At 64.5% G+C, this 25,286-nt stretch carries 25 protein-coding genes, 1 tRNA gene and 1 other RNA gene; 10 read left to right on the top strand and 17 right to left on the bottom strand.

The annotated features are described in order from the left end of the window. Positions 1–21 precede the first annotated feature (21 nt). A complete protein-coding gene (locus ACEUCR_RS03390; protein ID WP_041994605.1) occupies positions 22–264 on the top strand; it encodes a FeoC-like transcriptional regulator in 243 nt (80 codons plus the stop codon). A gap of 58 nt (positions 265–322) precedes the next feature. Here the strand turns inward: ACEUCR_RS03390 and tapW are convergent, their stop codons facing one another. Further along, positions 323–1,462 carry a type IVa pilus ATPase TapW gene (tapW, locus tag ACEUCR_RS03385; protein ID WP_408788030.1) on the bottom strand — a complete coding sequence of 380 codons (1,140 nt, stop codon included), beginning with the start codon at positions 1,460–1,462 and terminating at the stop codon, positions 323–325. A 48-nt stretch (positions 1,463–1,510) separates the two neighbouring features. After that, positions 1,511–1,867, bottom strand: coding sequence for a DMT family protein (locus ACEUCR_RS03380; protein ID WP_041994611.1), 357 nt, complete (start codon positions 1,865–1,867; stop codon positions 1,511–1,513). Between the two features lie 275 nt (positions 1,868–2,142). Here ACEUCR_RS03380 and ACEUCR_RS03375 point away from each other — a divergent pair, with 275 nt between their 5' ends. From ACEUCR_RS03375 to ACEUCR_RS03365, 3 genes are all read left to right on the top strand, one after another. Then, the gene (locus ACEUCR_RS03375) at positions 2,143–2,895 is read left to right on the top strand and encodes a substrate-binding periplasmic protein (protein WP_408788027.1); all 753 of its coding nucleotides are present in this window, start codon (positions 2,143–2,145) and stop codon (positions 2,893–2,895) included. Positions 2,896–3,014: 119 nt separating this feature from the next. Further along, positions 3,015–4,022, top strand: a complete 1,008-nt coding sequence (gene btuC, locus ACEUCR_RS03370; RefSeq protein WP_041994617.1) for a vitamin B12 ABC transporter permease BtuC — start codon at positions 3,015–3,017, stop codon at positions 4,020–4,022. Beyond that, the gene (locus ACEUCR_RS03365) at positions 4,006–4,785 is read left to right on the top strand and encodes an ATP-binding cassette domain-containing protein (protein WP_408788024.1); all 780 of its coding nucleotides are present in this window, start codon (positions 4,006–4,008) and stop codon (positions 4,783–4,785) included. The genes btuC and ACEUCR_RS03365 overlap by 17 nt, the downstream gene beginning before the upstream one ends. Before the next feature lie 21 nt (positions 4,786–4,806). Here ACEUCR_RS03365 and aac(6') read toward each other — a convergent pair whose 3' ends face one another. Beyond that, positions 4,807–5,265: an aminoglycoside 6'-N-acetyltransferase gene (aac(6'), locus tag ACEUCR_RS03360; protein ID WP_408746460.1), complete on the bottom strand. Its 459-nt coding sequence runs from the start codon at positions 5,263–5,265 to the stop codon at positions 4,807–4,809. A gap of 6 nt (positions 5,266–5,271) precedes the next feature. Continuing rightward, positions 5,272–6,336, bottom strand: a complete 1,065-nt coding sequence (locus tag ACEUCR_RS03355) for a 3-deoxy-7-phosphoheptulonate synthase (protein WP_408788021.1) — start codon at positions 6,334–6,336, stop codon at positions 5,272–5,274. A gap of 146 nt (positions 6,337–6,482) precedes the next feature. Between ACEUCR_RS03355 and ACEUCR_RS03350 the strand changes: the two genes are divergently transcribed. Further along, a complete protein-coding gene (locus ACEUCR_RS03350) occupies positions 6,483–6,863 on the top strand; it encodes a diacylglycerol kinase (protein WP_041994625.1) in 381 nt (126 codons plus the stop codon). Positions 6,864–6,932: 69 nt separating this feature from the next. Here the strand turns inward: ACEUCR_RS03350 and ACEUCR_RS03345 are convergent, their stop codons facing one another. Further along, positions 6,933–7,070 (bottom strand): hypothetical protein, encoded by a 138-nt coding sequence (locus tag ACEUCR_RS03345; protein WP_157438619.1) that lies wholly within the window; start codon positions 7,068–7,070, stop codon positions 6,933–6,935. 191 nt (positions 7,071–7,261) lie between these two features. Beyond that, the gene (gene mltF / locus ACEUCR_RS03340) at positions 7,262–8,725 is read right to left on the bottom strand and encodes a membrane-bound lytic murein transglycosylase MltF (RefSeq protein WP_041994631.1); all 1,464 of its coding nucleotides are present in this window, start codon (positions 8,723–8,725) and stop codon (positions 7,262–7,264) included. A 183-nt stretch (positions 8,726–8,908) separates the two neighbouring features. Here mltF and purL point away from each other — a divergent pair, with 183 nt between their 5' ends. After that, positions 8,909–12,793, top strand: coding sequence for a phosphoribosylformylglycinamidine synthase (gene purL, locus ACEUCR_RS03335; RefSeq protein WP_408788018.1), 3,885 nt, complete (start codon positions 8,909–8,911; stop codon positions 12,791–12,793). Positions 12,794–13,056: 263 nt separating this feature from the next. Here purL and ACEUCR_RS03330 read toward each other — a convergent pair. The 6 genes from ACEUCR_RS03330 to mepA form a co-directional block, all read right to left on the bottom strand. After that, positions 13,057–13,186: non-coding RNA, RtT sRNA (locus tag ACEUCR_RS03330), on the bottom strand. Positions 13,187–13,243: 57 nt separating this feature from the next. After that, positions 13,244–13,331, bottom strand: a tRNA-Ser gene (locus tag ACEUCR_RS03325). 264 nt (positions 13,332–13,595) lie between these two features. Further along, positions 13,596–14,213, bottom strand: a complete 618-nt coding sequence (locus tag ACEUCR_RS03320) for a TPM domain-containing protein (protein ID WP_041994662.1) — start codon at positions 14,211–14,213, stop codon at positions 13,596–13,598. A gap of 25 nt (positions 14,214–14,238) precedes the next feature. Beyond that, complete coding sequence (locus ACEUCR_RS03315) at positions 14,239–14,976, bottom strand: TPM domain-containing protein (protein ID WP_111874519.1); 738 nt, start codon at positions 14,974–14,976, stop codon at positions 14,239–14,241. Further along, complete coding sequence (locus tag ACEUCR_RS03310) at positions 14,976–15,563, bottom strand: LemA family protein (protein ID WP_111874520.1); 588 nt, start codon at positions 15,561–15,563, stop codon at positions 14,976–14,978. Before ACEUCR_RS03310 ends, ACEUCR_RS03315 begins: the two co-directional genes overlap by 1 nt. A gap of 55 nt (positions 15,564–15,618) precedes the next feature. Next, on the bottom strand, positions 15,619–16,365 hold the full coding sequence (gene mepA, locus ACEUCR_RS03305) for a penicillin-insensitive murein endopeptidase (RefSeq protein ID WP_084205287.1): 747 nt from the start codon (positions 16,363–16,365) through the stop codon (positions 15,619–15,621). Positions 16,366–16,521: 156 nt separating this feature from the next. On the opposite strand from mepA, the gene ACEUCR_RS03300 reads away from it, so the two are divergent. Together ACEUCR_RS03300 and ACEUCR_RS03295 are read left to right on the top strand one after the other, a co-directional pair. Continuing rightward, the gene (locus tag ACEUCR_RS03300) at positions 16,522–17,073 is read left to right on the top strand and encodes a hypothetical protein (protein ID WP_111874585.1); all 552 of its coding nucleotides are present in this window, start codon (positions 16,522–16,524) and stop codon (positions 17,071–17,073) included. 207 nt (positions 17,074–17,280) lie between these two features. Continuing rightward, complete coding sequence (locus ACEUCR_RS03295; protein WP_162519307.1) at positions 17,281–17,559, top strand: RNA recognition motif domain-containing protein; 279 nt, start codon at positions 17,281–17,283, stop codon at positions 17,557–17,559. A gap of 77 nt (positions 17,560–17,636) precedes the next feature. On the opposite strand, the gene ACEUCR_RS03290 is transcribed toward ACEUCR_RS03295, so the two are convergent. Then, on the bottom strand, positions 17,637–18,536 hold the full coding sequence (locus ACEUCR_RS03290; protein WP_408788015.1) for an aldo/keto reductase: 900 nt from the start codon (positions 18,534–18,536) through the stop codon (positions 17,637–17,639). Between the two features lie 105 nt (positions 18,537–18,641). On the opposite strand from ACEUCR_RS03290, the gene ACEUCR_RS03285 reads away from it, so the two are divergent. Together ACEUCR_RS03285 and ltaE are read left to right on the top strand one after the other, a co-directional pair. Then, on the top strand, positions 18,642–19,052 hold the full coding sequence (locus ACEUCR_RS03285) for a helix-turn-helix domain-containing protein (RefSeq protein ID WP_111874523.1): 411 nt from the start codon (positions 18,642–18,644) through the stop codon (positions 19,050–19,052). A 120-nt stretch (positions 19,053–19,172) separates the two neighbouring features. Then, positions 19,173–20,192 carry a low-specificity L-threonine aldolase gene (gene ltaE, locus ACEUCR_RS03280; RefSeq protein ID WP_041994679.1) on the top strand — a complete coding sequence of 340 codons (1,020 nt, stop codon included), beginning with the start codon at positions 19,173–19,175 and terminating at the stop codon, positions 20,190–20,192. 108 nt (positions 20,193–20,300) lie between these two features. Here ltaE and asnB read toward each other — a convergent pair whose 3' ends face one another. The 4 genes from asnB to ACEUCR_RS03260 form a co-directional block, all read right to left on the bottom strand. Beyond that, a complete protein-coding gene (asnB, locus tag ACEUCR_RS03275; RefSeq protein WP_111874525.1) occupies positions 20,301–21,965 on the bottom strand; it encodes an asparagine synthase B in 1,665 nt (554 codons plus the stop codon). A gap of 217 nt (positions 21,966–22,182) precedes the next feature. Continuing rightward, complete coding sequence (locus ACEUCR_RS03270) at positions 22,183–22,563, bottom strand: cupin domain-containing protein (RefSeq protein ID WP_408788011.1); 381 nt, start codon at positions 22,561–22,563, stop codon at positions 22,183–22,185. 100 nt (positions 22,564–22,663) lie between these two features. Next, positions 22,664–24,268 (bottom strand): cation:proton antiporter family protein, encoded by a 1,605-nt coding sequence (locus tag ACEUCR_RS03265; protein WP_041994688.1) that lies wholly within the window; start codon positions 24,266–24,268, stop codon positions 22,664–22,666. 80 nt (positions 24,269–24,348) lie between these two features. Further along, a complete protein-coding gene (locus ACEUCR_RS03260) occupies positions 24,349–25,098 on the bottom strand; it encodes an HAD-IIA family hydrolase (protein WP_041994691.1) in 750 nt (249 codons plus the stop codon). Between the last annotated feature and the right edge of the window lie 188 nt (positions 25,099–25,286).

The raw sequence follows: 25,286 nt of genomic DNA, 5'->3' as shown, positions 1-25,286 counted from the left end.
ATATCAAGAGGAGATAGCACCATGATATTGCGGGAGCTGGGGGCCTATCTGGCCGAGCGAGGCAGGGTGAGCCGGCGGGATCTGGCCCGCCACTTCCACACCTCGGAGGACGCCGTCGAGGCCATGCTGGGGGTCTGGATGCGTAAGGGCCGGGTCGCCAAGCGGGAGAGCCAGGTGTGCGGCGGCGGTTGCTGCGGCAAGAGTCAGGAGGTGATGTTCGAGTGGTGCGAACCCGGCCGGATAGGGCTGGTGCAGCGCGGCTGAACGGCAACAAGCAGGGAACCCTCGGGTTCCCTTTTTTCGCCGTGATGAGCCGGAGCGCCTAGAAGGGATCCCCCCCCTGGTCCCTGGTGGGTTCCAGGCTCCAGCCGCTGGCATCGCTGCTGGCGGCAATCTGTCCCTTGTCGCGCCAGAGTTTTATCCTGAGGCGCAGGTTGGTCTGGGAATCGGCGTTCTTCACCGCTTCTTCATCCTCTATCACCCCTTCCACCACCAGATCGAACAGGGCCTCGTCGAAGGTGACCATGCCAAGGGCCCGGGACTTCTCCATCACCTCCTTGAGGCCGCCAAACTCGCCGCGCTTGATGAGGTCGCGAATGGTGTGGGTGCCGAGCATCACCTCCACCGCCGCCCGGCGCCCGCCGTCCGTGGTCTTCACCAGCCGCTGGGAGACGAAGGCCTTGAGGTTGTTGCCAAGGTCGTTGAGCAGCTGGGGCCTGCGCTCCTCGGGGAAGAAGTTGATGATGCGATCCAGCGCCTGGTTGGCGTTGTTGGCGTGCAGGGTGGAGATGGCCAGGTGACCCGTCTCGGCGAAGGCCAGGGCATGCTCCATGGTCTCCCGGTCGCGGATTTCACCGATGAGGATGACGTCCGGCGCCTGGCGCAGGGTATTTTTCAGGGCGGCATGGAAGCTGCGGGTGTCCACCCCCACTTCCCGCTGGTTGATGATGCTCTTCTGGTGGCGATGGACGAACTCCACCGGATCCTCGATGGTGATGATGTGGCCGCCGCTGTTGCGGTTGCGATGGTCGATGAGGGCCGCGAGCGAGGTGGACTTGCCAGAGCCGGTGCCGCCGACGAACAGCACCAGACCGCGTTTTTCCATGATGGTGTCGAGCAGCACGGGGGGGAGCTTCAAGTCCTCGAAGCGGGGGATCTCTGTCTTGATGTTGCGCGCCACCAGGGAGACCTCGTTGCGCTGCTTGAAGATGTTGACCCGAAAGCGGCCAATCTGGGGCAGGGAGATGGCGAGGTTCATCTCCAGCTCCTTGTCGAACTGCTGGCGCTGCTCCTCGTCCATGATGTCGGCGGCGATGGCGGCCACTTCCCCCGGCGCGAGGGGGGTGTCGGTGAGGGTGCGCAGCGCCCCCTGAAACTTGGCGCAAGGGGGGGCGCCGGTGGAGAGATAGAGGTCGGAGCCATCCTGGCTCGCCAGTATGGTCAGCATCGCTTGCAGCTCCATGATGGGCCTCGTTTTATGGTGAACAGGGAATGGAGAAGAGTGTACCCCTTATCCGCCGACCAGTTTCTCGCGAAACACAAAAAACACCGCCCCCATGATGCACAGGGCCGCCCAGAGGTAGTCCCACTTCAGCTCCTCCTTGAGGTAGAAGACGGCGAAGGGGACGAAGACGGTGAGGGTGATCACCTCCTGCACTATCTTGAGCTGTGCCACCGTCATGACGGTGTGGCCGATGCGGTTGGCGGGCACCTGCAACAGGTACTCGAACAGGGCGATACCCCAGCTCACCAGGGCGGCGATGATCCAGGGCTTGTGGTTCATCTCCTTGAGGTGGGCATACCAGGCGAAGGTCATGAAGACGTTGCTGCACACCAGCAGGCCCACGCTGACGAAAATGGGGTTCATGCTTGACTCCTTGTGGCAAGGGGAAAGGGATTGGGGTCAGTGAAAGCGCGTGTCATCCGCGACGCCTTGTGGCAAGGGGGAAGGGATTGGGGTCAGTGAAAGCGCGTGTCATCCGCGACGCCTTGTGGCAAGAGGGAAGGGATCCGGGTGAGGGGAAAAAGGGTGTCATGAGCGGCTCCTTGGTCGAAGGCTGCTGTTATATCTCAGTCAAACCGTATCCAGAACCCCTTCTTCAAGGTATTTTTAGCCGACCGAGACCAGGAGGAAAACAGGGAATGTTCAAGTGGAGCTGGCTGTCCATCGTCCTGTTGTGGAGCTGTCTGGCGAGGGGGGGAGAGGGGCAGGATATCCGCCTGACGGTGGCCACCGATGTCTGGCCGCCATTTCGCATCTTGCAGGCCGATGGCCGTTTTACCGGGCTGGATATGGATATCCTGGCCGCCTTGCAGGCGCGCACCGGCATCCGTCTTGTCGTGCAGCGCTACCCCTGGGGACGGGCGCTGCACCGGATGCAGAGCGGTCAGGTCGATCTCATGATAGGGCTCGCGCGCACCGGGGATCGCGCCGCCTATATCGACTATCTGCAACCGGCCTACTACCAGTGTCGCCCCGCCTTCTATGGCGAACCCCTGCTCGCCAGCCAGATCCGCCGCTATCAGGACCTGCTGCCCCATGAGGTGGGGTATGTGCTCAAGTCCGTCTATTTCTCCCCCTTCGATGAGGACGCCAGGCTCGACAAGCATGGGGTGGCCACCGAGGGGCAGCTGCTGGGCATGATGGCGCGGGGCTATCTGCCGCTGATGATAGGCACGGACTGCCAGGTCGATTATGCCCTGAGCCGCGCCAATCCGGCCGGGCTCATCAAGACCCACTATCGCCCGGATCAGGCGGTCACCCTCTACCTTGGCATGAGCAAGCAGTCACCGGGCCAGGCGTACAAGGCGCGACTGGAGCAGGCCCTGGCCGAGCTGGTGAGCAGCGGCGAGGTGGAGCGGCTGGCGGCGCACTACCGGCCCGCCAGCCCCTGAGCCCGGCCGCCGGGCACGGACCCGCTCTCCTGACCCGGCGCCTTGACCATATGACCCCCTCCCTTGCTATCATTGGCCCCTTCTCATCTCGACCCAAGGGTCTTTGCTCGGGACATGCCTTGTTCACCACACTGATCGCCCGCCAGCGCCGCCTGCAGCGCCGCCTGCTGCTCGGCCTGCTCTGTCTGACCCTGCTTCTGCTGCTGCTCTCCCTGAGTGTCGGCGCCTTCATGGTGCTGCCCTGGCAGCCCCTTGGCCCCCTGGAGCAGCAGATCCTGCTGGAGCTGCGCCTGCCCCGGGCCCTGCTCGCCCTGCTGGCGGGGGCGGCTCTGGCCTGCGGCGGCGCCGTGCTGCAGATCATGCTGCACAATCCGGTGGCCGAGCCCGGCCTGCTCGGCGTCTCGAGCGGGGCCGGATTGGCCGCCATGGTGGCCATGGCCCTGGCCAGGGGAGCCGACATGGCGTTGCCGGGCTGGGCCCTCTCCCTGGCCGCCTTCGCCGGTGCCCTGCTGGTGACCCTCTTGCTGCTGCTGGCCGCCCGCCGCGCCCATCTGGGCAGCGCCCGTCTGCTGCTGCTGGGGGTGGCCATCGGCATCCTCACCAATGCGGCCATGACCTGGCTGATGTATTTCGCCGACGACGGCTCGGTGCGCGAATTCATGTTCTGGATGATGGGCAGTCTGGCCTATGGCAGTCAGCAATTTGGCTGGTGGTGGCTGATCATGCCCCTGACCCTGCTCTGGCTCATCCGCCAGGGACGGGGGCTGCAACAGCTGCTGTTGGGGGAGTCCCAGGCCAGATTGATGGGGCTGGACGTGCAGCGGCTGCGGGTGCGACTGGTGCTGGCGGTCTGCCTGCTCACCGGGCTGGCGGTGGCCCTGTGCGGTGTCATCGGCTTCGTCGGTCTGGTGGTGCCCCATCTGCTGCGCCTGTGCGGGGTGAGCGATCAGCGCTTCTTGCTGCCCGCCTCGGCCCTGGGGGGCGGCGCCCTGCTGCTGGGGGCGGATCTTTGCGCCCGCACCCTGCTGGCGGCGGGAGAGCTGCCCATCGGGGTGGTGACCGCCTCGGTGGGGGCTCCCCTGTTTATCTATCTCCTGCTCAGGCAATCCCATGACCAGCCCCATTGATGACAAGGCGCGGCTCTGCGCCCGTGATCTGAGCCTGGCCCAGCGCCTGGCCCCCCTCGACCTGAGCTGGTCCGGGGGCCAGCTGGTGGCGCTGCTGGGTCCGAACGGCAGCGGCAAATCGACCCTGCTCGCCTCCCTGGCCGGCCTGTTGCCCGCCCGCGGCAAAGTCCTGCTGGAGGAAGAGGAGATCGCCGCCCTGAGCCTGGAGGCGTTGGCGGCGCGCCGCGCCATGCTGCCCCAGCGTCAGCCCCATCTGTTTCATACCCCCGTCTTCGCCGTGCTGGCCCTGGGGCTGGGGGGGGGCGACCCCGGGAGCCCGGCGGCCAGGGCCGCCATGGCGACCCTCTGCCAGGCCCTGGAGCTCGATGCGCTGCTGGCCCGGGATTTCAGTCGCCTCTCCGGCGGGGAGCAGCAGCGGGTGCTGATCGCCCGTACCCTGCTCCAGGTGTGGCCCGGCCTCAATCCGGCGGGGCGTCTGCTGCTGCTGGATGAACCTTTGGCCGGGCTGGATCTGCACCATCAGCTGGCGCTGCTGCGGCTGCTCAAGTCGGTCAGCCGTCAGGGGCTGCTGGTGGTGATGGCCATCCACGACATCAATCTGGCCATCGACTGGGCGGATCGCATGCTCTGTCTGCAAGGGGGCAAGCTGGTGTGCGAGGGGGGCGTCGACAGCATCGACGAGGCGCTGCTCGAGCGGGTGTTCCAGATCAAGACGACGCGGATCGAGGCGGGCGGCCGGGTCTGGTTTATGCCGAGCCTGTGAGAGACAAACAAGGCCCTGGCGTCAGCCGAGGGCCTTTTTGAAGAAGACGACCCGCTCCGTTTCGGCAAAGCCGAGTCGCTGGTGCAGTTGCTGGGAGGCAAGGTTGTCGATGGCGGCATCGGAGGCCAGCTCGCGACAACCGAGCTCACGGCCCCACTGGGCCACTCGGGCAATCAAGGCCTGGGCCAACCCGCGCCGGCGCGAGGCCGGCTGCACATAGATCCCTTCCAGATAGACCACAGGGCTGCTCTCGCAGCCGTTCACGTAATCGTGGCGCAGGGCCGCATCGGCGAAGGCCACCGCCTGGCTCTGCTCATCCAGCACCAGAAATGCGTTGAGATGGGCAGCGGCCAGCAGCTCGGCCCCTTCCTGCTGATGGGCCGCCATTTTGTGGTGCGGCCACAGCTGCTGGCGCAGGGTTGCCCACTGCGCCAGCAGTGTCTCGTCGAGGGGCACTATCCGCCAGCCGGCCTTCGTCATCAGCACTCAGGCCTGCTGCTTGGCAAGGCGCACCTGGGCGGCGTCGGCCAGCATGGCCAGCAGGGTCTCTGTGTCTTCCCAGGACAGGCAGGCATCCGTGATGCTTTGGCCGAAGGTGGCGGCGCAGCCGTTCTCCACCTCCTGGCGACCTTCCACCAGGAAGCTCTCGGCCATGATGCCGGCGATACCGGTGCGGCCGCGGCGCAGCTGATCGCAGATGTCTTGGGCCACCAGCAGCTGACGACGGTGATCCTTCATGCTGTTGCCATGGCTGAAGTCCACCACCAGCCGCTCGGGCAGGCCCACTTGGGCGAGGGCTTCGCACGCCTCGTCGATGCTGGCGGTGTCGTAGTTGGGCCTGTGACCGCCGCGCAGGATCACGTGGCCGAAGGGGTTGCCGGCGGTGCGGTAGATGGTCATCTTGCCGTCCTTGTCCGGGGAATAGAAGATGTGGCTGTGGCGGGCGGCGCGCACCGCATCGATGGCGATGCGGGTGTTGCCGTCCGTGCCGTTCTTGAAGCCGACCGGGCAGGAGAGGGCGGAGGCCATCTCGCGGTGGACCTGGGATTCGGTGGTGCGCGCGCCGATGGCGCCCCAGGTGATGAGGTCGCTGATATACTGACCGGTCACCATATCGAGGAACTCGGTGGCGGTGGGCATGCCCAGGGCATTGATGTCCGCCAGCAGCTTGCGGGCCAGCTGCAGACCCTGGTTGACGTCGAAGCTGCCGTCGAGGCGGGGATCATTGATGAGCCCCTTCCAGCCGACGATGGTGCGCGGCTTCTCGAAATAGGTGCGCATGACGATGCACAGGCTCTCCTTGTACTGCTCGCGCAGGACATTGAGGCGGGTGGCGTAGTCGAGGGCGGCGACCGGATCGTGGATGGAGCAGGGGCCAATGATGACCAGCAGGCGCTGATCCTCACCGGTCAGTATGGCTTCCACTTCGCGGCGGGCATCGAGCAGGTTCTGGGCGATCGTGTCGGTAATGGGGAAGGCGCTGGCGAGTTCGCTTGGGGTGATGAGGGACTCCAGGCGACGGGTGCGCAATTCATCGGTGTGAATGGACATAAGAAACTCAAGTCTCGAGTGGGTGGCATGGCCACAGGCGGCGAAAAAAAGCAAAGGGATAAAATAAAGCAAAATCCTGTCGATTGAAACCTTGGCTGGCTCTGCTAGGATGTGAGCCCGTTTTATCCCTACCCGAGGTAGTTTTTGTGGCAAAACCTGGCGCGACCGGCCTGACCCGCATCATCAAGGCAACCGGTTACAGCATCAAGGGTCTGAGATCCGCCTGGCTCAACGAGGCCGCCTTTCGGCAAGAGCTGATCCTGATCCTGCTGTTGATGCCGCTCGCCTTCTGGATTGGCGACTCCCTGGATCAGATCCTGCTGCTGATTGCGGTGAGCTGGCTGGTGGTGATCGTCGAGATCCTCAACTCGGCGGTGGAGGCGGTGGTGGATCGCATCGGATCCGAACACCACGAGCTGTCCGGGCGAGCCAAGGATCTGGGCTCGGCGGCCGTCTTCATCGCCCTGGCGCTGAATCTGCTGGTGTGGGGCGCCCTGGTGGGACGCAATCTGCTCGGCTGGTGGTGATAGCCCCAGGCGACGGTGAAAACAACAAAGGCGCCCGATGGCGCCTTTGTTGTGACTGGCACTGCCCTCTTACTCTGCGATGAGCAGGATATAGGAACGGTTGCGGCGCCAGATCTTGCGTTTGGTGTCATTGAGCTTGAGTTTGCGTCTGGGGCTCCAGCCGCTCCTTGTCGCCTTGACCAGACGTATTCTTCTACGTTTTTGCATCTTGGTCTCCTGCCCCCTTGCTCGCTCGAGCCGGGGGATCCTCATGTTGCATATGGGTACTCAAGGTGGGGCACTGCTGACACTGCCATTGACCATGGCGGGCCCGGTTGCCGGGCAATGGCGCAGTGTCGGACAGGATCCGCTGTGTCGGCATCATAGCAGGGCGGCTGGCGCTAAGACAGGGGCGAATATCAGCCTTGTTCGGCACCCGTGATCCGGCTCACGGCCTCCGCGATGGGGCTGGGGGCCGCCTGGCTCACCGGTTCGCTGTCATCCTCGTCCAGGGCCTCGAGGCGGCGCGCCTTCTGCTGCTCGTTGTCGAGCCAGAGCAGGCTCTGGTAATACTGGCGCACATTGTTGACATAATTGCGGGCCTCGCCGCCCCGGGCGTAGCCGTAGCGTACCTTGCTGTGCCATCTGGATTGCTGCAGCAGCGGCAGCACCTCCTTGACGTCCCCCCAGCTGTCGGGATCCTTGCCAAGCAGCTTGGTGAGGCGGCGGGCATCCATCATGTGGCCATAGCCGATGTTGTAGGCGGTGAGGGCGAACCACACTTTTTCATCCTCAGGGACAGAGTCCGGCACCTTGTCCATCATCAGCTTGAGGTAGCGGGCGCCCCCCTCGATGCTCTCCTCCGGGTGGGTCCTGTCCTTCACCCCCATGGCCTTGGCGGTGTTCTCCGTCAGCATCATCATGCCGCGCACCCCTGTGTAGGAGCGGGCATTGGGGTCCCAGTGGGACTCCTGATAGCTGATGGCGGCCAGCAGGCGCCAGTCGATGTCCAGGGCGTGCTGCTTGAACAGGGACTGGTACCTGGGCAGCCGCTCCTTGGCCCGGCGCAGGAAGGTGCGGGTATCGACGAAGTCGAAGTTCTGCACATGGCCGAAGTACTTCTCGTCGAGCTTGGCAATGGCGCCATCCATGAAGCGCTGGCCGAAGAAGTCGATGACGCTGGCATAGAGGCTGTCATCGGGCAGCCGGTTCATGGCCCAGGCCACCGTCTGGTTGTCGGAGAGGGTGAGCGCCTCGGCCAGCTCCGGGTAGTAGCGCTGGGTGCGGGCCAGCACTGTGTCCTGCACTATGGTGTAGTCGATCTCGCCCTTGGCCACGGCCTTGAGCAAGTCCTCCGTGTCCATCCTGGCGTCCGCGCGCCAGCTCAGGGTCGGGTGCTGCTTGCCATAGGCCTTGAGCAGGTCATCCCCGGTGGAGCCCTGGGCCACCACCAACTGGCCGTCGATGTCCGCCAGGCTGCGGGGGCGGCGGGTGCCGTTGCGATAGACCAGCTTGGGGGAGACCTGATAGAAGCCGGGGCCGAAACGAAACAGGGCGCGGCGCTCCGGGGTGACGACGATGGCGGCGGCGGCGAGATCCAGCTTGCCCCGCTCCAGCAGGCCCACCAGCTCGGCGCTGGTGTTGACCGGCACTATGGTCAGCTTGACCCCGAGCCAGTCGGCGAAGGACTGGGCCAGCTCGTAATCGTAGCCCAGGGCCGTGTCGTCCCGCTGGTAATAGGAGGTGGGACCGTACAGGGTGCCGACCCGGATCTCGCCCCGTTGGCGGATCTGTTCCAGCTGGCTGGAGGGGGTGTGAAAGTCACAACTGGCGAGGGCCAGGGTCATGGTCACGGCGAGCAGCAGTCGAACAATGGGGCGCAAGTAGGTGAATACCCTTGTTGAAAATATCGACGATCGTCGGGAAACAGGCCTCTTTATACCAGAGAGTCGGAGGCGAGTCACATCGATGGCGAGGATAAAAACGTTTGTCCGGCAGGGGCGGGATCCCTATAATACGCGCGTCTCAAATCCCCCCACACATTAAAACTTGGTGAGAAAGGTCATATGGAAATCTTGCGAGGTGCGCCTGCACTGTCTGAGTTTCGTATCAACAAGTTGCTGCAAAGCTTCGCGCACAGAGGACTCGAGATAAGCAGTATCTACGCCGAATACGTGCATTTTGCCGAATTGACTGCGCCGCTCTCCGATGGCGAGCGAACGACACTGGAACGGTTGCTGCGCTACGGCCCGACCATCCAGGAACATGCCCCCAGCGGCCAGCTCTTCCTCGTTACCCCCCGTCCCGGCACCATCTCCCCCTGGTCTTCCAAAGCAAGCGACATCGCCCACAACTGCGGCCTGACCCAGGTCAAGCGGCTCGAGCGCGGCCTTGCCTACTATGTGGAAGGCGAGCTGACCGCCGACCAGCGCGCGGAAGTGGCCGCCCTGCTGCACGATCGCATGATGGAGACCGTCTTCTCGGCTCCCGAGCAGGCGAGCGCCCTGTTTGCTCACCATGAACCGCGCCCCTTCACCCAGGTGGACGTGCTCGGCGGTGGCCGCGCCGCCCTGGCCGAGGCCAACGTGGCCCTGGGCCTGGCCCTGGCCGATGACGAAATCGACTACCTGGTGGAGAACTTCACCCGCCTTGGTCGCAACCCCAACGACATCGAACTCTACATGTTCGCCCAGGCGAACTCCGAGCACTGCCGTCACAAGATCTTCAACGCCGACTGGACCATAGACGGGCAACCCCAGCCCAAGTCCCTGTTCAAGATGATCAAGAACACCTTCGAACAGACCCCGGACCATGTCCTGTCCGCCTATAAAGACAACGCCGCCGTGATGGAGGGCAGCGAGGCTGGCCGCTTCTTCCCGAGCAGCAAGGGGGAGTACCAGTATCACCAGGAGCGGGTCGACATCCTGATGAAGGTGGAGACCCACAACCACCCGACCGCCATCTCCCCCTTCCCGGGGGCGGCCACCGGCTCCGGCGGCGAAATTCGCGACGAGGGTGCGACCGGTCGTGGCGCCAAACCCAAGGCGGGTCTGGTGGGCTTCTCCGTCTCCAACCTGCGCATCCCCGGCTTCGAACAGCCCTGGGAGCAGGATTTCGGCAAGCCGAGCCGCATCGTCAGCGCCTTTGACATCATGCAGGAAGGCCCGCTCGGCGGCGCGGCGTTCAACAACGAATTCGGCCGTCCGGCCCTGCTCGGCTACTTCCGTACCTTCGAAGAGAAGGTGCCGAGCCACAACGGCGTCGAGGTGCGCGGCTATCACAAGCCCATCATGCTGGCGGGCGGCCTTGGCAACATCCGCAGCGAACACGTGCAAAAGGGCGAGATCCCGGTCGGCGCGGCCCTGATCGTGCTGGGCGGCCCGGCCATGAACATTGGCCTGGGGGGCGGCGCCGCCTCCTCCATGGCCTCCGGCCAGTCTGCCGAAGACCTCGATTTCGCCTCGGTGCAGCGGGACAACCCCGAGATGGAGCGCCGCTGCCAGGAGGTGATCGATCGCTGCTGGCAGCTGGGCGATGACAACCCCATCGCCTTCATCCACGACGTGGGTGCCGGTGGTCTCTCCAATGCCATGCCCGAATTGGTCAACGACGGCGAGCGCGGTGGTCGCTTCGACTTGCGCGCCATCGCCAGCGACGAGCCGGGCATGAGCCCGCTGGAGATCTGGTGCAACGAATCCCAGGAGCGTTACGTGCTGGCGGTGCCCCAGGAGAAGCTGGCGCTGTTCCAGGCCCTGTGCGAGCGCGAGCGCGCCCCTTATGCCGTCATCGGCACCGCCACCGAAGAGAAACACCTCACCCTCTCCGATGCCCATTTTGACAACCAGCCCATCGACCTGCCGCTCGACGTGCTGCTGGGCAAGGCGCCCAAGATGCACCGGGACGTGCAGAGCCTGCCCGCCCAGGGCAAGGCGCTGCAACTGGACGGCATCACCCTGAATGATGCGGCCGAGCGGGTGCTGCGTCTGCCGACCGTGGCGGAGAAATCCTTCCTCATCACCATCGGCGATCGCACCGTGACCGGTCTGGTCAACCGCGACCAGATGGTCGGTCCCTGGCAGATCCCGGTGGCCGATTGCGCCGTCACCGCCACCACCTACGACAGCTATCACGGCGAAGCCATGTCCATGGGGGAGCGCACCCCGGTGGCCCTGCTCTCCCACGCCGCTTCTGCCCGCATGGCGGTGGCCGAGGCCCTGACCAACCTGGCGCCGGCCCATATCGGTTCCATCAAGCGGGTCAAGCTCTCCGCCAACTGGATGTCCGCCGCCGGTCACCCGGGAGAAGATGCCGGCCTCTACGACGCCGTGAAGGCGGTGGGGGAGGAGCTCTGCCCCGAACTCGGCCTCACCATCCCGGTGGGCAAGGACTCCATGTCCATGAAGACCCGCTGGCAGCAAGATGGCGAGGAGCGCAGCGTCACCTCGCCGCTCTCCCTGCTCATCACCGCCTTCGCCCGGGTCGAGGATGTGCGCAATACCGTCACCCCGCAGCTGCGCACCGATCTGGGTGAGACCGACCTTATCCTCATCGACCTTGGCAACGGCAAGCAGCGCCTGGGCGCCTCCGCCCTGGCCCAGGTCTATCGCCAGCTCGGTGACAGCGCGCCGGATCTGGACAACCCGACCCAGCTCAAGGGCTTCTTCAACGCCATTCAGGCCCTGGTGGCGGACAGCAAGCTGATCGCCTACCACGACCGCTCCGATGGCGGCCTGTTCGTGACCCTGGCCGAGATGGCCTTCGCCGGCCACTGCGGCCTCGACATCCAGCTCGACCGCGTCGGTGGCGAGCTGCTGCCGGCCCTGTTCAACGAGGAGCTGGGGGCCGTCATCCAGGTGCGCCGCGAGGACAAGGAAGCCGTGATGACCCTGCTGGCGGGCCATGGCCTGGCGGCTTGCGCCCATGTGATAGGTACCGTCAACGACGGCGATGATCTGGTGATGAAGCGGGTCGGCCAGGAGGTCTATCGCGCCAGTCGCACCGCCTTGCGTACCCTCTGGGGCGAGACCAGCTGGCAGATGCAGCGCCTGCGGGACAACCCGGAGTGCGCGGATCAGGAACATGCCGCCCGCCAGGACGCCACCGACCCGGGCCTGCACGCCAGCCTGAGCTACAACCCGTCCGAGGATGTGGCCGCCCCTTACATCGCCCGCGGGGTGTCCCCCCGTCTGGCGGTGCTGCGCGAGCAGGGGGTCAACTCCCACGTCGAGATGGCGGCGGCGTTTGACCGTGCCGGCTTTACCGCGGTGGACGTGCACATGAGCGACATCCTCAGCGGCCGCATCGAGCTTGGCCAGTTCCAGACCCTGGTGGCCTGTGGCGGCTTCTCCTACGGCGACGTGCTGGGGGCAGGGGAGGGCTGGGCCAAGTCCATCCTGTTCAACGACAACGCCCGCGAGCAGTTCCAGCGCTTCTTCGAGCGTGGCGATACCCTCTCCCTGGGGGTGTGCAACGGCTGTCAGATGATGTCCAACCTGCGCGAGCTCATCCCGGGGGCCGACTTGTGGCCGCGCTTCGTGCGCAACCGCTCCGAGCGCTTCGAGGCGCGCTTCAGCCTGGTGCAGGTACAGGAGTCCCCCTCCGCCTTCTTCGCCGGCATGGCGGGCTCGGTGATGCCCATCGCCGTCTCCCACGGGGAAGGACGGGTGGAAGTGCAGGACGCCGCGCACCTTGCCGCGCTGCAAGCCAGCGGTCTGGTGGGGCTGCGTTTCGTGGACAACCGGGGTCAGGTGACCGAAGGCTACCCGGCCAACCCGAACGGTTCCCCGGACGGCATCACGGCCGTGACCACCAGGGACGGCCGCGCCACCATCATGATGCCGCACCCGGAGCGGGTGTTCCGCACCGTGGCCAACTCCTGGCACCCGGACAACTGGGGCGAGGACGGTGCCTGGATGCGCATGTTCAGAAACGCCCGGGTTCGCCTCGGCTGATGCAGGCAACCCCATCATGCGAAAACCGGCCCATGTGGCCGGTTTTTTTATTCGCAAAACAGGAGCTATGACCCTGCCTGCCCAATGAGGCCGAGCGCGGCGTTGGCAGTGGCGAAGGCCCTCCGGCCCAGGAGGCGCGGGATCGCTGGTCAGCGTCCTCTGAAAGAGATCGGGCAAGGGGTGAGAGACAAGAGGAGGGGGGCAGGGAGGCGCGGCATGACGAAAAGCAAGAAACCGACCCAGAGGTCGGTTTCTTTTCAATTTGGCGGTGAGGGAGGGATGATTCGCCACTGCGTGGCTCACTCCTTCGGGGCGGCCCTTGGCCGTTCATCGCAGCAAGCTGCTCTGCTCGAACCCGGACGAGGGTTCTCACCCTCCCTCCATTGGCATCTGAGTAGCGTGCTGCTTCAGATGCAAAAAAACCGACCATTAGGTCGGTTTCTTTTAATTTGGCGGTGAGGGAGGGATTCGAACCCTCGATACGTTGCCGTATACACACTTTCCAGGCGTGCTCCTTCAGCCACTCGGACACCTCACCAAATTTTTACTTCTTGAAGTGGCTTTCGGAGCACGCTGCGCGCGCATCTTGCCGACTTCGTCGGTGGGCAGCCATTCGGACACCTCACCAAATTTTGGCCTGTGGTTTAACGTGTTCAGCCAACACTGTGTTCACTGCGCTGTTGCGCTGGAACGGGGCGTAATTTAGGGGAAAGCCGGTGACGGGTCAACCTTTTTTCCCCTTGTTTTTCATATCTTTTTCCGTTTGCGCAGCTTTTGTGCCGACTCTGGCGCTTTTATCGCCTCATGGCGTGTCCAGCATGATCAGGCTGTCGGGCAACTCGTTCTTGTCATGGGTGGGGGGGAAGGCATCGGCCAGGATGGCGCCGGTGCGGGTCACGCACTCGATGAAGCCGGGCTCCACCTCACCCTTGCGGATCCGGGCGGTGAAGTCGTCGATGATCGCCTGCCACTGGGCGTTCTCTATGTGCCGGGCGACCCCGTCATCGACCAGGATCTCCACATAGTGCTCCGCCACCGAGACGAAGATCAGCACCCCCAGCCGGTCGTGGGTGCGGTGCAGTCCCTGCTCGACAAACTGCAGCCGTGCCATCAGGGCCGCCCGGTGGCGACGCACCTTTTTGGGTATGAGCAGCATCTTGATGGGGGTCCAGTGAAACAGCAGGGTCAGGGCGAGCCAGACCGCCCACTGGGTCAGCAGGATCTCGTACCAGCCGAGCCAGAAGCCCAGCTCGAACACCAGCAGGGGGGTGAGCATGGCGAGCAGGGCCGCCCACAGGGTGGGGATGTAGCGATAGCTGTCGCTGGCCGGGGCCAGTACCGTCACCAGTTCGGCGTCAGTGGCCTGCTCGGCCTGCTTGACCCTGGCCTGGAGAGTGTGGAAAAACTGTTTTGATATCATCTCTTTATCTCAATAGGTATCGGGATCACCAGCCACCGGAGGCGCCGCCGCCACCGAAGCTGCCACCACCGCCGCCGAAGCTGCCGCCGCCAAAACCGCCACCCGAGCGTCCGGCACCGAATCCGCCGGCGGTATAGATGGCGCCTCTGCGGCCCCGGCCGCCGCCTCCCCCTCCGCCACCACCGCGCAGGTTGTGCAGCACTATCATGGCAATCACCATGATGATGAAGATGAGCAGGCCGTTGACCTTGTCCTTCTTGGGAGGAGCCTTGGCCTGATACTCGCCGGCCAGGGCCTGCATGATGGCCTGGCTGCCGCCCAGAATACCGGCGGCCATGTCACCCCGACGAAATTCGGGCAGGATCCGGGTCTGGATGATGTTGGCGGCGATGGCGTCGGGCAGCACCCCCTCCAGGCCGTAGCCCACCTCGATGCGCACCTTGCGATCCTCGGGGGAGATGATCAGCAGCACGCCATTGTTCTTGCCCTGCTGGCCAATGCCCCAGTGACGGCCGAGCTGGTAGCCGTACTCCTCTATGGTCTCTCCCTCCAGGCTGGTGAGGGAGACGACCACCAGCTGGACGCCGCTCCCTTGTTCGAAGGCCGCGAGCGTGCGGGTGAGGCGACTGGCCTGCTCCGGGCTCAGCAGGTGCGCCTCATCGACCACGCGCCCGCTCAGGGCCGGAAACTGGGGGGCGGCCAGCAGGGAAAAGGAGCAGAGCAGCCCCAGCAGCAACAGCCAGGGCCGAATGAGTAGAGGCATCAAAATTCGACCTTGGGCGCCTCGTCGGCACCGGGTTTGGCACTGAAGCTCGGCTTGGGCTCGAGATCCGAGTAGAGCAGCTTGGCCCAGATGACCCCTGGGAAGGTGCGCAGCTCGGTATTGAACTGGCGCACCGCCTCTATGTAGTCACGGCGAGCCACCGAAATGCGGTTCTCCGTGCCCTCGAGCTGGGCCTGCAGGGTGAGAAACTGCTGATCCGCTTTCAGATCCGGGTAGCGTTCCACCACCACCATGAGGCGGGAGAGGGCGCTGCTGAGCTGGTTCTGGGCCGCCTCGAACTGCTTGAGCTGGGCGGGATCGCTCACCTGCAGGCTGCCGACCCGGGCCCTGGCATCGGTGACCGCCTTGAGGGTCTCCTGCTCGTGGCTGGCATAGCCCTTGACGGTGGCAACCAGGTTGGGGACCAGATCGGCGCGGCGCTGATACTGGTTCTCCACCTGGCCCCAGCTCGCCTTGACCTGTTCGTCCAGGGTCGGGATCGTGTTCATGCCGCAGCCGGTCAGGGTCAGCAGCAGGGAAGCCAGCAGGCAGGCCCGGGTGAAGGGGCGCCAGATACTCGTTGCCATCTCGTTGTTCTCCAGTGAATTTTCAATATTTGCCCGCACACCATACCCCTTGTGCTCAGCCCTCACAACGGCGAGGCAGCGGGGGCAGGTTGCGATAGGTGACGGAGACCCTGGGCAACTGCGGCTTGTCCTTGAGCCAGGAGGCGAGTTCGGCGCCGCAGCCATTGCCCGGTGGTATGGGGGCCTGGGGCTGACAGTCAGGGCTGCCGGCCGGGCAGCGCAGCCGCACATGGAAGTGGCTGAAGTGGCCGACCCAGGGCCTGAGCTTGCCGACCCAGGGCTCGTCCGGGCTGCGTTTGCACACCTCCGCCTTGAGGGCAGGGTTGATGAAGATGCGGGTCACCTCCGCCGGCTGGGCGGCGAGGCGCAGCAGGGTCAGCTGCTGGGGGCCGAATCGCCCCGGCAGCACCCGATAGCTGGGCTCGTCGATGAGGGCCCACTCCTTGGGGGCATCCTGCTCCCAGCGCTGGATGGGCTGGTTGGCCATGCGAAACCAGATGTCGGCGTCGAGCCCGGTCTGGTGGCTGCGGTGTCCCGAGCGGAAGGGGCCGCCACGGCTCATGGCGAGATCGGCGATGTAGAGATCCGGCAGCCCGGCCATCCGGGTGCGGCTTGCCAACCCCTTGAGATAGTCGATGAGGTCGGGGTGACCGTAGTAGCGCAGTCGCTTGCTGCGGATCACCTGATAGCCAGGGCCGCTCAGGGGCAGGGCCATGCCATTCTTCAGGCAGCCGCCGGCGTAACCGCCGATGGCCTCGGGTTGTGCTGTGGCGCCGAGCAAGAGCAGGGTGGCGATAAGCATGATGTGCCTCGAACAGGGATAAAGGGTGTCTTTTGAGCGCCACCAGCATAGCAACAGAGCGGGGGGCGAGACCAGCACCTGGCTTGCCCTTGCGCCCGGCGCCGCCTTGTTGCCACAATGCGCCCCTCAATGGTATCTGAACAGGGGAAGAGGATGATGAAAGCGAGTGAGCTGGTCGGCAAGGCGGGGGTCTGCTGGCTGCAACCGCCGGCCGGGCGCTTCTATGTCGCCATGGGCACTCTGCTGGTGCTGAGTCTGGTGGCGGTCGGGGCGTCGCTCTGGCAAGGGTATCCCCAGATGGGGCTCCTGCCCTGGGTCGGCGTCATCTTTGGCGGCATAGTGCTGCTGATGATGCTGGTGCCCCGCCACTGGCAGCCCTGGCGCATGGCGGAGCTCGCCTGGGACAGGGACCATCTCTATCTCGTCAACGGCCAGCAGGACAGCGTCAGGGCGCTGCCTCGGTCCGCCCTGGTGGAGGTGGGCCGCGAGCGGCGGGTCGGCCACAACGGAGAGTGGCTCGAGTTCAGCCTGGACCTCGCCCTGGGCCAGGATGAGCTGACCCAGGTGGTCGAGCTGCTGGGGCTGGGGGAGGAACCCGTCCATGAAGTGAGCCCGGGCGTCTACCGCTTCGGCTTTAAACGGGCCTGGCACAGTCGACGCGCCCTGGGGGCATTGCTGACGCAATTGGTACCACCACGAGCTGATTAATTTCTAGACAAGCCGGGGGCAAGCTCAGATACTGCCAGTTATTCGCATTGAACTTGTCGCCTGACTTGTCCAAGAGATCAATGGCTTGGGCTGTGAGGCGAGGAGGCCCCTGGCATGATGCCCGGGTCAATCCGGCGTGGTGGTTGTGCCCTTGCTGCGGCGCCGGTGATTGCATAGTGAAGGCACCCTGACTCGAGAGTGGATGGCATGAAGATTTACGTAGGTAATCTGTCGTACCGGATGACGGCCGACGAACTGACAACCGTATTCAGCCAGTTTGGACAGGTGGACAAGGTCGATATCATCATCGACCGCGACACAGGTCAGTCCAAGGGATTCGGTTTTATTGAAATGCCGGTCAATGGCGACGCCGAGAAGGCGATCGCCGAGCTGCACGGCACCGAGATTGGTGGCCGCACCATCACGGTCAATCAGGCCAAGCCCAAGACAGATGCACCCCGTGGTCGCCCCCAGCGTCATCGTTAAGGGGCCTCGCTAACGCAAAACGGCATGGGTTCTCCCATGCCGTTTCTGTTTGTGCCAACGGGCCCATTGGGCCGGGCTCAGGGCACGTCGTAGCCCAGGGCCGCCTTGCGGATGCGAAACCACTGCTGGCGATTGAGCTGCACCTGCTCGGAGGCGACGGCGCTGGCGATCCGCTCGCGCTTGCCCGAGCCTATGATGGGCAGCGGCTGGCTCGGCAGCATCATGACCCAGGCGTAGACCACCTGCTCCAGGGTCTGGGCCCCCACCTCTTCACGGATCCGCGCCAGCTCGTGGCGAAGCCCCTCGTGGCGGGCATCATGGAACAGGCTGCCACCGCCGAGACAAGACCAGGCCATGGGCTTGATACGCAGCTGCTGGCACTGATCCAGGGTGCCATCCAGGGTGAGATCCTGATTGAGGGGAGAGATCTCCAGCTGGTTGGTGACCAGGGGGAAGGGCAGGCGCGACTGCAACAGCTCGAATTGGCGCGCGGTGAAGTTGGAGACGCCGGCATGTCGGATCTTGCCTGCCTGGCGGAGGGCGATGAAGGCCTCGGCCACCTCGTCGGCATCCATCAGGGGATCCGGGCGGTGGATCAGCAGCAGATCCAGGTGATCGGTGCCGAGCTTTTGCAAGGAGGCCTCGGCGCTGGCGATGATGTGCCCCTTGCTGGTGTTGTAGTGATTGAGGGCGTGCTCGGGCTTGGCGGTGAGGGCGATGCCGCACTTGCTGACCAGCTCCATGCGGCTGCGCAGGGCGGGCTCCAGGCGCAGGGCTCGGCCGAAGGCCTCCTCGCACTGATAGCCGCCATAGATGTCGGCGTGGTCTATGGTGGTGATGCCAAGGTCCAGGTGGTACTTGATGAGATCCAGCAGGGCCGTCGGGCTGAGCTGCCACTCCATCAGGCGCCAGTAACCCATGATGAGGCGGGAGAACTCTGGACCCTGGGGGTGCAGAGGCAGGCGGGATACGGTCATAACTCACTCCTTGGAATAAATGCTGGGCCTATCTTGGCCCCTGCTCCCGGCTAAGGCAATATTGGCGCCCCGTGCAATTCGTACTTTGGTTCTGATGGAGGGCATATGGACGCTGGGTTTGCCACGCGGCTGCGGATATTGATGGGGGAGATGAGCGTGAGCGCCTTCGCCCGCAAGGTGGGCCTGGGTGAGGCGCTGATCCGCAAATACCTCAAGGGCGCCGAGCCCGGCTTTGCCAAGGCAAATCAGATCGCCATGGCCGCCAACTGCTCCCTGGAGTGGCTCGCCACCGGCTGCGGCTATCTCTATCGACAGGCGGAGGTGGTGGATCGGGCCGCGTTGCAGGGGGCGAGCGAATTGCTGCGTGAACAGGCGCCCGCCACCGTGCTGCCCGATGAGGAGACCCTGGTGAAGCTGCTCGCCTATTACCAGTTCCTGCGCAGCCACAAGCGGGCCGACGGCTTTCTCGATCTGGCCATGGCCCGCCAGTTCGGCAAGCACCTGGATGAGGCCTGAAGCGCCGCGGCCTCCCTTGCGCGGGTCTGGGAGCGAGCCCCCGCGCGCCAGGCGCATCTGATCCTTGCCAAGGGTGGGGCTGCTGGCTTACCGTCAGGCTCTTGCCATTGGAGGGACAGGATGCGCTACATCGATTTGAGAAGTGATACGGTAACCCAACCCACGGACGCCATGCGTCAGGTGATGCTCCATGCCCAGGTGGGGGATGATGTGTACGGGGAAGACCCCGCGGTCAATGCCCTCGAGGCTTATGCCGCCGGGCGCCTGGGCAAGGAGGCCGCCCTCTTTGTTCCCTCGGGCACCATGTCCAACCTGCTGGGGGTGCTGGCCCATTGCCAGCGCGGCGAGGAGGCGCTGCTCGGCCAGGGGGCCCACATCTTCCGCTACGAGGCCATGGGCAGCGCCGTGCTGGGCTCGGTGGCCCTCAATCCCGTGCCCATGCAGGCCGACGGCACCCTGGCCTTTGCCGATCTCGCGGCGGCCATCAAGCCCGATGACCCCCATTTCGCCCAGGCCCGCCTGCTCTGCCTGGAGAACACCCACGGCGGCAAGGTGCTGCCCCTCGCGTATCTGCGCCAGGCGCGCACCTTCGCCGATGAGCACGGGCTCAAGCTGCACCTGGACGGAGCCCGGGTCGCCAACGCCGCCGTGGCGAGCGGGGTCTCCCTGGCGGAGATTGCCGCCCCCTTCGACAGCGTCTCCCTCTGCCTCTCCAAGGGGCTGGGGGCGCCGGTAGGATCCGTGCTGGTGGGGGATGGCGCCACCATTGCCCGGGCCAGACGGCTGCGCAAGATGGTGGGGGGTGGCATGCGCCAGGCCGGCTTCCTCGCCGCCGCCGCGCAATTTGCTCTGGAGCACCAGTTCGAGCGACTGGCGGACGACCATCGCCGGGCCCGCCGCCTGGCCGAAGGGCTGGCCGCCCTGCCGGGGATCACGCTGAGCCTGGCGCAGGTGCAGACCAATATGCTGTTCCTGACGCTCGACGAGGGGGAGAGCGGCGATCTGCTGGCCTTCATGAAGGAGCGGGGCATCCTCTTCTCCGGTTATGGGGAGATGCGGCTGGTCACCCACTTGCAGATCACCGACGATGACGTGGCCGAGGTGATCGACGCCTTTGCCGAATACTGCCAGGGGCGCTAGCTTCCGGCCATGGAGGCGGGCCCCGCCAATCGGGCGCCAGCAAACAAGCAAACAAAAAGCGCAGCCTGGGCTGCGCTTTTGCGTTATCGGGGCGGGTAAATCCGCAGCTCAGTAGGCCTGTTGATGCACGTCCAGCACGGCGCGACCGGACGGATCGGCCATCTCCTTGAACTTGGCATCCCACTCCAGCGCCGTGGGGGTGGAGCAGGCGACCGATTTGCCGTAGGGCACGCAGCGGGCGGCGGATTCCAGCGGGAAGTGCTCCTCGAAGATGGCGCGATAGAAGTAGGCCTCCTTGGTGAGGGGCGTATTGACGGGGAAGCGGAAGGAGGCCGCCTCGAACATCTGATCCGTCACCTCGACCTCGACCATGGCCTTGAGGCTGTCTATCCAGGAGTAACCCACGCCGTCTGAGAACTGCTCCTTCTGGCGCCAAGCCACCTCGTGGGGCAGCAGGGCCTCGAAGGCTTCTCGCAGGATGTGCTTCTCTATCTTGCCGTTGCCGCACATCTTGGCGGCAGGGTTGAGGCGCATCGCCACGTCCATGAACTCCTTGTCGAGGAAGGGCACCCGGCCCTCCACTCCCCAGGCGGCCATGGATTTGTTGGCCCGCAGGCAGTCGTAGAGGTGCAGGGCGTCGAGCTTGCGCACCGTCTCCTCGTGGAAATCCTTGGCGCTCGGCGCCTTGTGGAAGTAGAGGTAGCCGCCAAACAGCTCGTCCGAGCCCTCGCCCGAGAGCACCATCTTGATCCCCATCGCCTTGATGTAGCGTGCCATCAGGTACATGGGGGTCGAGGCGCGTATGGTGGTGACGTCATAGGTCTCGAGGTGATAGATGACGTCCCGCAGGGCATCGAGGCCCTCTTGCACCGTGAAGTGGATCTGGTGATGGACTGTGCCCAGGTGATCGGCCACCTTCTGGGCGGCGGCGAGATCCGGCGATCCCTCCAGCCCCACGGCGAAGGAGTGGAGCTGGGGCCACCAGGCCTCGCTCTTGCCATCGTCTTCGATGCGACGGGCGGCATAGATCTTGGTGATGGCGGAGATGACGGACGAATCCAGGCCGCCGGAGAGCAGCACGCCGTAGGGCACGTCGCACATCAGCTGACGCTTGACCGCGGCCTCGAGGGCGGCGCGCAGCTCCTCGACCGAGGCGGGGTTGTCCTTGACGGCGTCAAACTCGCGCCAGTCCCGCTGGTAGTAGTGGGTCAGGACCCCGTCCTTGCTCCACAGGTAGTGTCCGGGCGGGAACTCTTCCACGCTCTTGCATACCGGCACCAGGGCCTTCATCTCGGAGGCGACATAGAGGTTGCCATGCTCGTCACGCCCGGTGTAGAGGGGGATGATGCCCATGTGGTCGCGGCCAATCAGATAGGCGTCCTGCTCGGCGTCATAGAGGATGAAGGCGAAGATGCCGTTGAGATCATCCAGGAAGGCGGGCCCTTTCTCCTTGTAGAGGGCGAGCAGCACCTCGCAGTCGGATTTGGTCTGGAACTGGAAGTCCACCGCCAGGGTCTTCTCCAGCTCCTTGTGGTTGTAGATCTCGCCGTTGACCGCCAGCACGTGGGTGCGTTCCGGGTTGTAGAGGGGCTGGGCGCCATTGCCCGGATCGACGATGGCCAGGCGCTCGTGGACCAGAATGGCCTTGTCAGAGCTGTAGACGCCGGACCAGTCAGGCCCGCGGTGGCGCAGTCGCTTGGACATCTCGAGCGCCGATTTGCGCAGGCTTGCCGCGTCAGATTTAATGTCCAGAATGCCGAAAATTGAGCACATTGATGTAAATCCTCTTTAATTTTTATTGAGCCCCCCACGTTTGGGCTCGAAATTCCATTTACATTCCTCGCCATTCACAATGCCTAGCGCGACCCCCTTTTGCAAGCGGCAACATGGCACAAAATCGGGCCCTTGGGCCTAAGCCTGTTTGCTCAAAACCATGACGCCCGCGTCAAGCAGCTTGACGCGGGCGTCATGGGGCCAGGCGCACCCCGCCTCATCTCGTCTCGGGCTCGGCACTGGGTTCGAAGATCACATAGAGCTTGTGACAGGGGGTGAGGGTCTCCCACTGCCCGCTGAAGCCCGCCGGGATGACGAAGCGATCCCCGGGGCCGAGGTGCAGCTGGTTCCCCGTGTCATCGTGGATGCAGACCTCCCCCTCCAGCAGCTGGCAATATTCGTGCTCCGTGTAGTGCACCGCCCAGCGCCCCGGCTCGCAGCGCCAGAAGCCGACATGAAACTGCTGGCTCGGGTCCGAGTAGTGGTTCCAGACGCTCTGGGTCGGGTTGCCCGCCAGGATCCGCTCCGGGGCCGGGGTGAGTGGCGAGGGGGTGACCGTCTGGCGGTCGAGCAGGGTCCAGTCTTTGAGTGTCAGCATGATGCCTCCATGGCAGGGGAGTGGGGCCAGGGGCGGATCGACTTCCCTCCTGGTAGTCGATGGCGCCCTGTTTGATTTAATTGACGACTAGCAAGATACGCTAAACGATTGTCCCCGTCTTGCCAAGGGCATCGCGCCCCTCCATCCCCCTGATCACGTGGCGGGCGAAGCCGCTGCCCGCCTCGTCATAGACGTTGAACACGGCGTCCACCCCCTGCTCGCGCAGGGAGTCGATGTCGTCCTCGAAGCGGACGATGGCGGCTATCTTGCCGGTGAAGCCGTGGCTGCGCAGCTTCTCGATGGCATAGAGGTTGCCGGAGTGGTGGGGCATGGCCAGCAGCACCAGATCTATCTGGTTGGAGATGAGCACCTTGTCCCAGAAGTCGGTATCGGTTGCGTCCCCCTCGATCACGTTCATGTTGCGCTCGCGCAGCCCGGGCAGCTTGCCGTGGTCGTTCTCCACCCCCAGGATGACGGGGCCGTACTTGTGCTCCAGCTCGAAATAGGCGCCCTGGCCGATGCGGCCCATGCCGAGGATGATCACCTTGGCGTCGCCCAGCTCGATGGGCCTGTCTTCCGGGTGCAGCTCGCGGGCCTGCAGGCCGCGCAACCAGTTGCCGAACCTGTGGTAGATCCGTTCGCTCTGGCCATTGAGGGGAGCCGAGATCATGAAGCTGGCCGCCAGCGCCAGGGAGAGGGCCACCAGCCACTCATGGGAGAGCCAGCCCGCCTTGGCGGCGATGGCGGCGACGATGAGGCCGAACTCGGAGAAGTTGCTCAGCGCCAGGGTGGAGAGCAGCACGGTGCGCACCCTCAGGTGGGCGCCGCTGTAAACCAGATAATAGAGCGCGCTCTTGAACGGCAGCGCCAGCACCAGGGCCAGGGCTATCCACATGGCATCCTGGGTCGGCAGGCCGTTGAGCCCTATGGTCAGGAAGAAGCAGATGAGGAAGAGATCCTTGAGGGTGAACAGCGCCTTGGCCAGCCCGGCGGCGGCGGGGTGGGAGGCCAGCATCATGCCGATGATGAGGGCCCCCAGATCCGGTTTGAGCCCCACCACCTCGAACCCGGCGGCCCCCACCACCAGGGCCAGGAAGACCCCGAACAGCACCTGCAACTCCCCGTGGCCGGCCCGTTCGAGCAGCCGGCACAGCAGGGGGCGCAGGAGGGGCAGACCCAGGATCCAGAGCGCCCAGATGCTCGGCAGCTTGCCGCTGGAGATGGCGAGAAAGGCGACGGCGAAGATATCCTGCATCACCAGCACCCCGATGGCGAGGCGCGCATAGAGGGCATTCATGTCGCTGCGCTCCTCGAGCACCTTGACCGCGAAGACAGTGCTGGAGAAAGAGAGGGCAAATCCCAGCAGCACGGCGAGCTGCCAGCCCAGGGACATGGCCAGCGTCATGCCGAGCCCCTTGCACACCAGGAGCACCAGGGTAAACAGCAGGGTGGAGAGCAGCATGTGCAGGCTGGCGGTGCCCCACACATCCCGGCGCAGCAGGGTGCGCACATCCAGCTTGAGCCCTATGGTGAACAGCAGTAGGGTGACCCCGAGATCCGCCAGCTCTGCCAGGGCAGGGGTATTCTCATACCCCATGCCATTGAGGAGGAAGCCGGCGGCGAGGAAGCCGAGCAGGGGGGGCAGGCCAATCAGGTTGACCAGCATGCCGCAGACGAACGCCACGGCGATCAGTACAGGTTCCATACAATTACCATCTTCCGGGCCTTGGCCCGCAACACATGAGGGATGGGCGGCCCGCAGGGGCCGCACCGCCATCGGCCGACCTAGACGATGTCGATATCGACCACGGAATTGAAGATGTGGTTGGGGCTAAAGGGCATCTGCTCTATGTCGGCCACCTTGCTCACCCCTGAGAGCACCAGCACGGTTTCCAGGCCGGCCTGGAAACCCGCGAGGATGTCGGTGCGCAGGTTGTCACCTATGATGAGGGTGTTGTCGGAGTGAGCCTCCATCCGGTTGAGCGCCGCACGAATGATCCAGGCGCTCGGCTTGCCCACGTAGAACGGCTTTTTGCCGGTCATCCGCTCGATGGGGGCGCACAGGGCACCGCAGGCCGGGTACATCATGGGGCCGTGGGTGTCCGGATTGGTGGCGATGAAGCGGGCGCCCTGGGCGACAAACTTGGCCCCCAGCTGCATCATGGACCAGTTGTAGTTGCGGGTTTCCCCCACCACCACGAAGTCGGGGTCTATGTCGGTGATGGTGAAGCCGGCCTTGTAGAGCTCGTGGGTCAGGGCTCCTTCCCCTATCACGTAGGCCTTCTTGCCATCCTGGCGCTTGAGGAAATCGGCGGTGCCCATGGCGGAGGTGTAGAAGCTCTCCTCCGGCACCGTTATCCCGGCGGCGCGAAAGCGGTTTTGCAGATCTTTCTGGGTCTGGGCCGGATAGTTGGTGAGAAACAACAGCTTGCTCCCCTGTTCCAGCAGGCGATGGACGAAGTGATCGGCCCCAGGGATGAGATCGTTGTTGTGCAAAATGACGCCGTCGATGTCACAGATGACGTTTTTCTTCATGGAAACTCCTTCAGGGGCAGGGATGAGGCAGAGACATTCTTGCATGTCTTCAATCGGTTATGTTTTTTGTGGCGCCATTATATGCCCCTTTGATGACAAGGTGTGACAGCAATCGAGTCAAACAGCCCCTCGCGCCTGGCGCGGCCAGGGCGTCGGCCTTGCCGAGGCGCTGAGGCAGAGAGAGAAGG

The organism is Aeromonas bivalvium (genome assembly GCF_046078285.1).
GTDB classification, from domain to species: Bacteria; Pseudomonadota; Gammaproteobacteria; order Enterobacterales; family Aeromonadaceae; genus Aeromonas; species Aeromonas bivalvium.
Note: the sequence above shows the minus strand (reverse complement) of the source record. Positions and strands in the feature narration are given on the sequence as shown.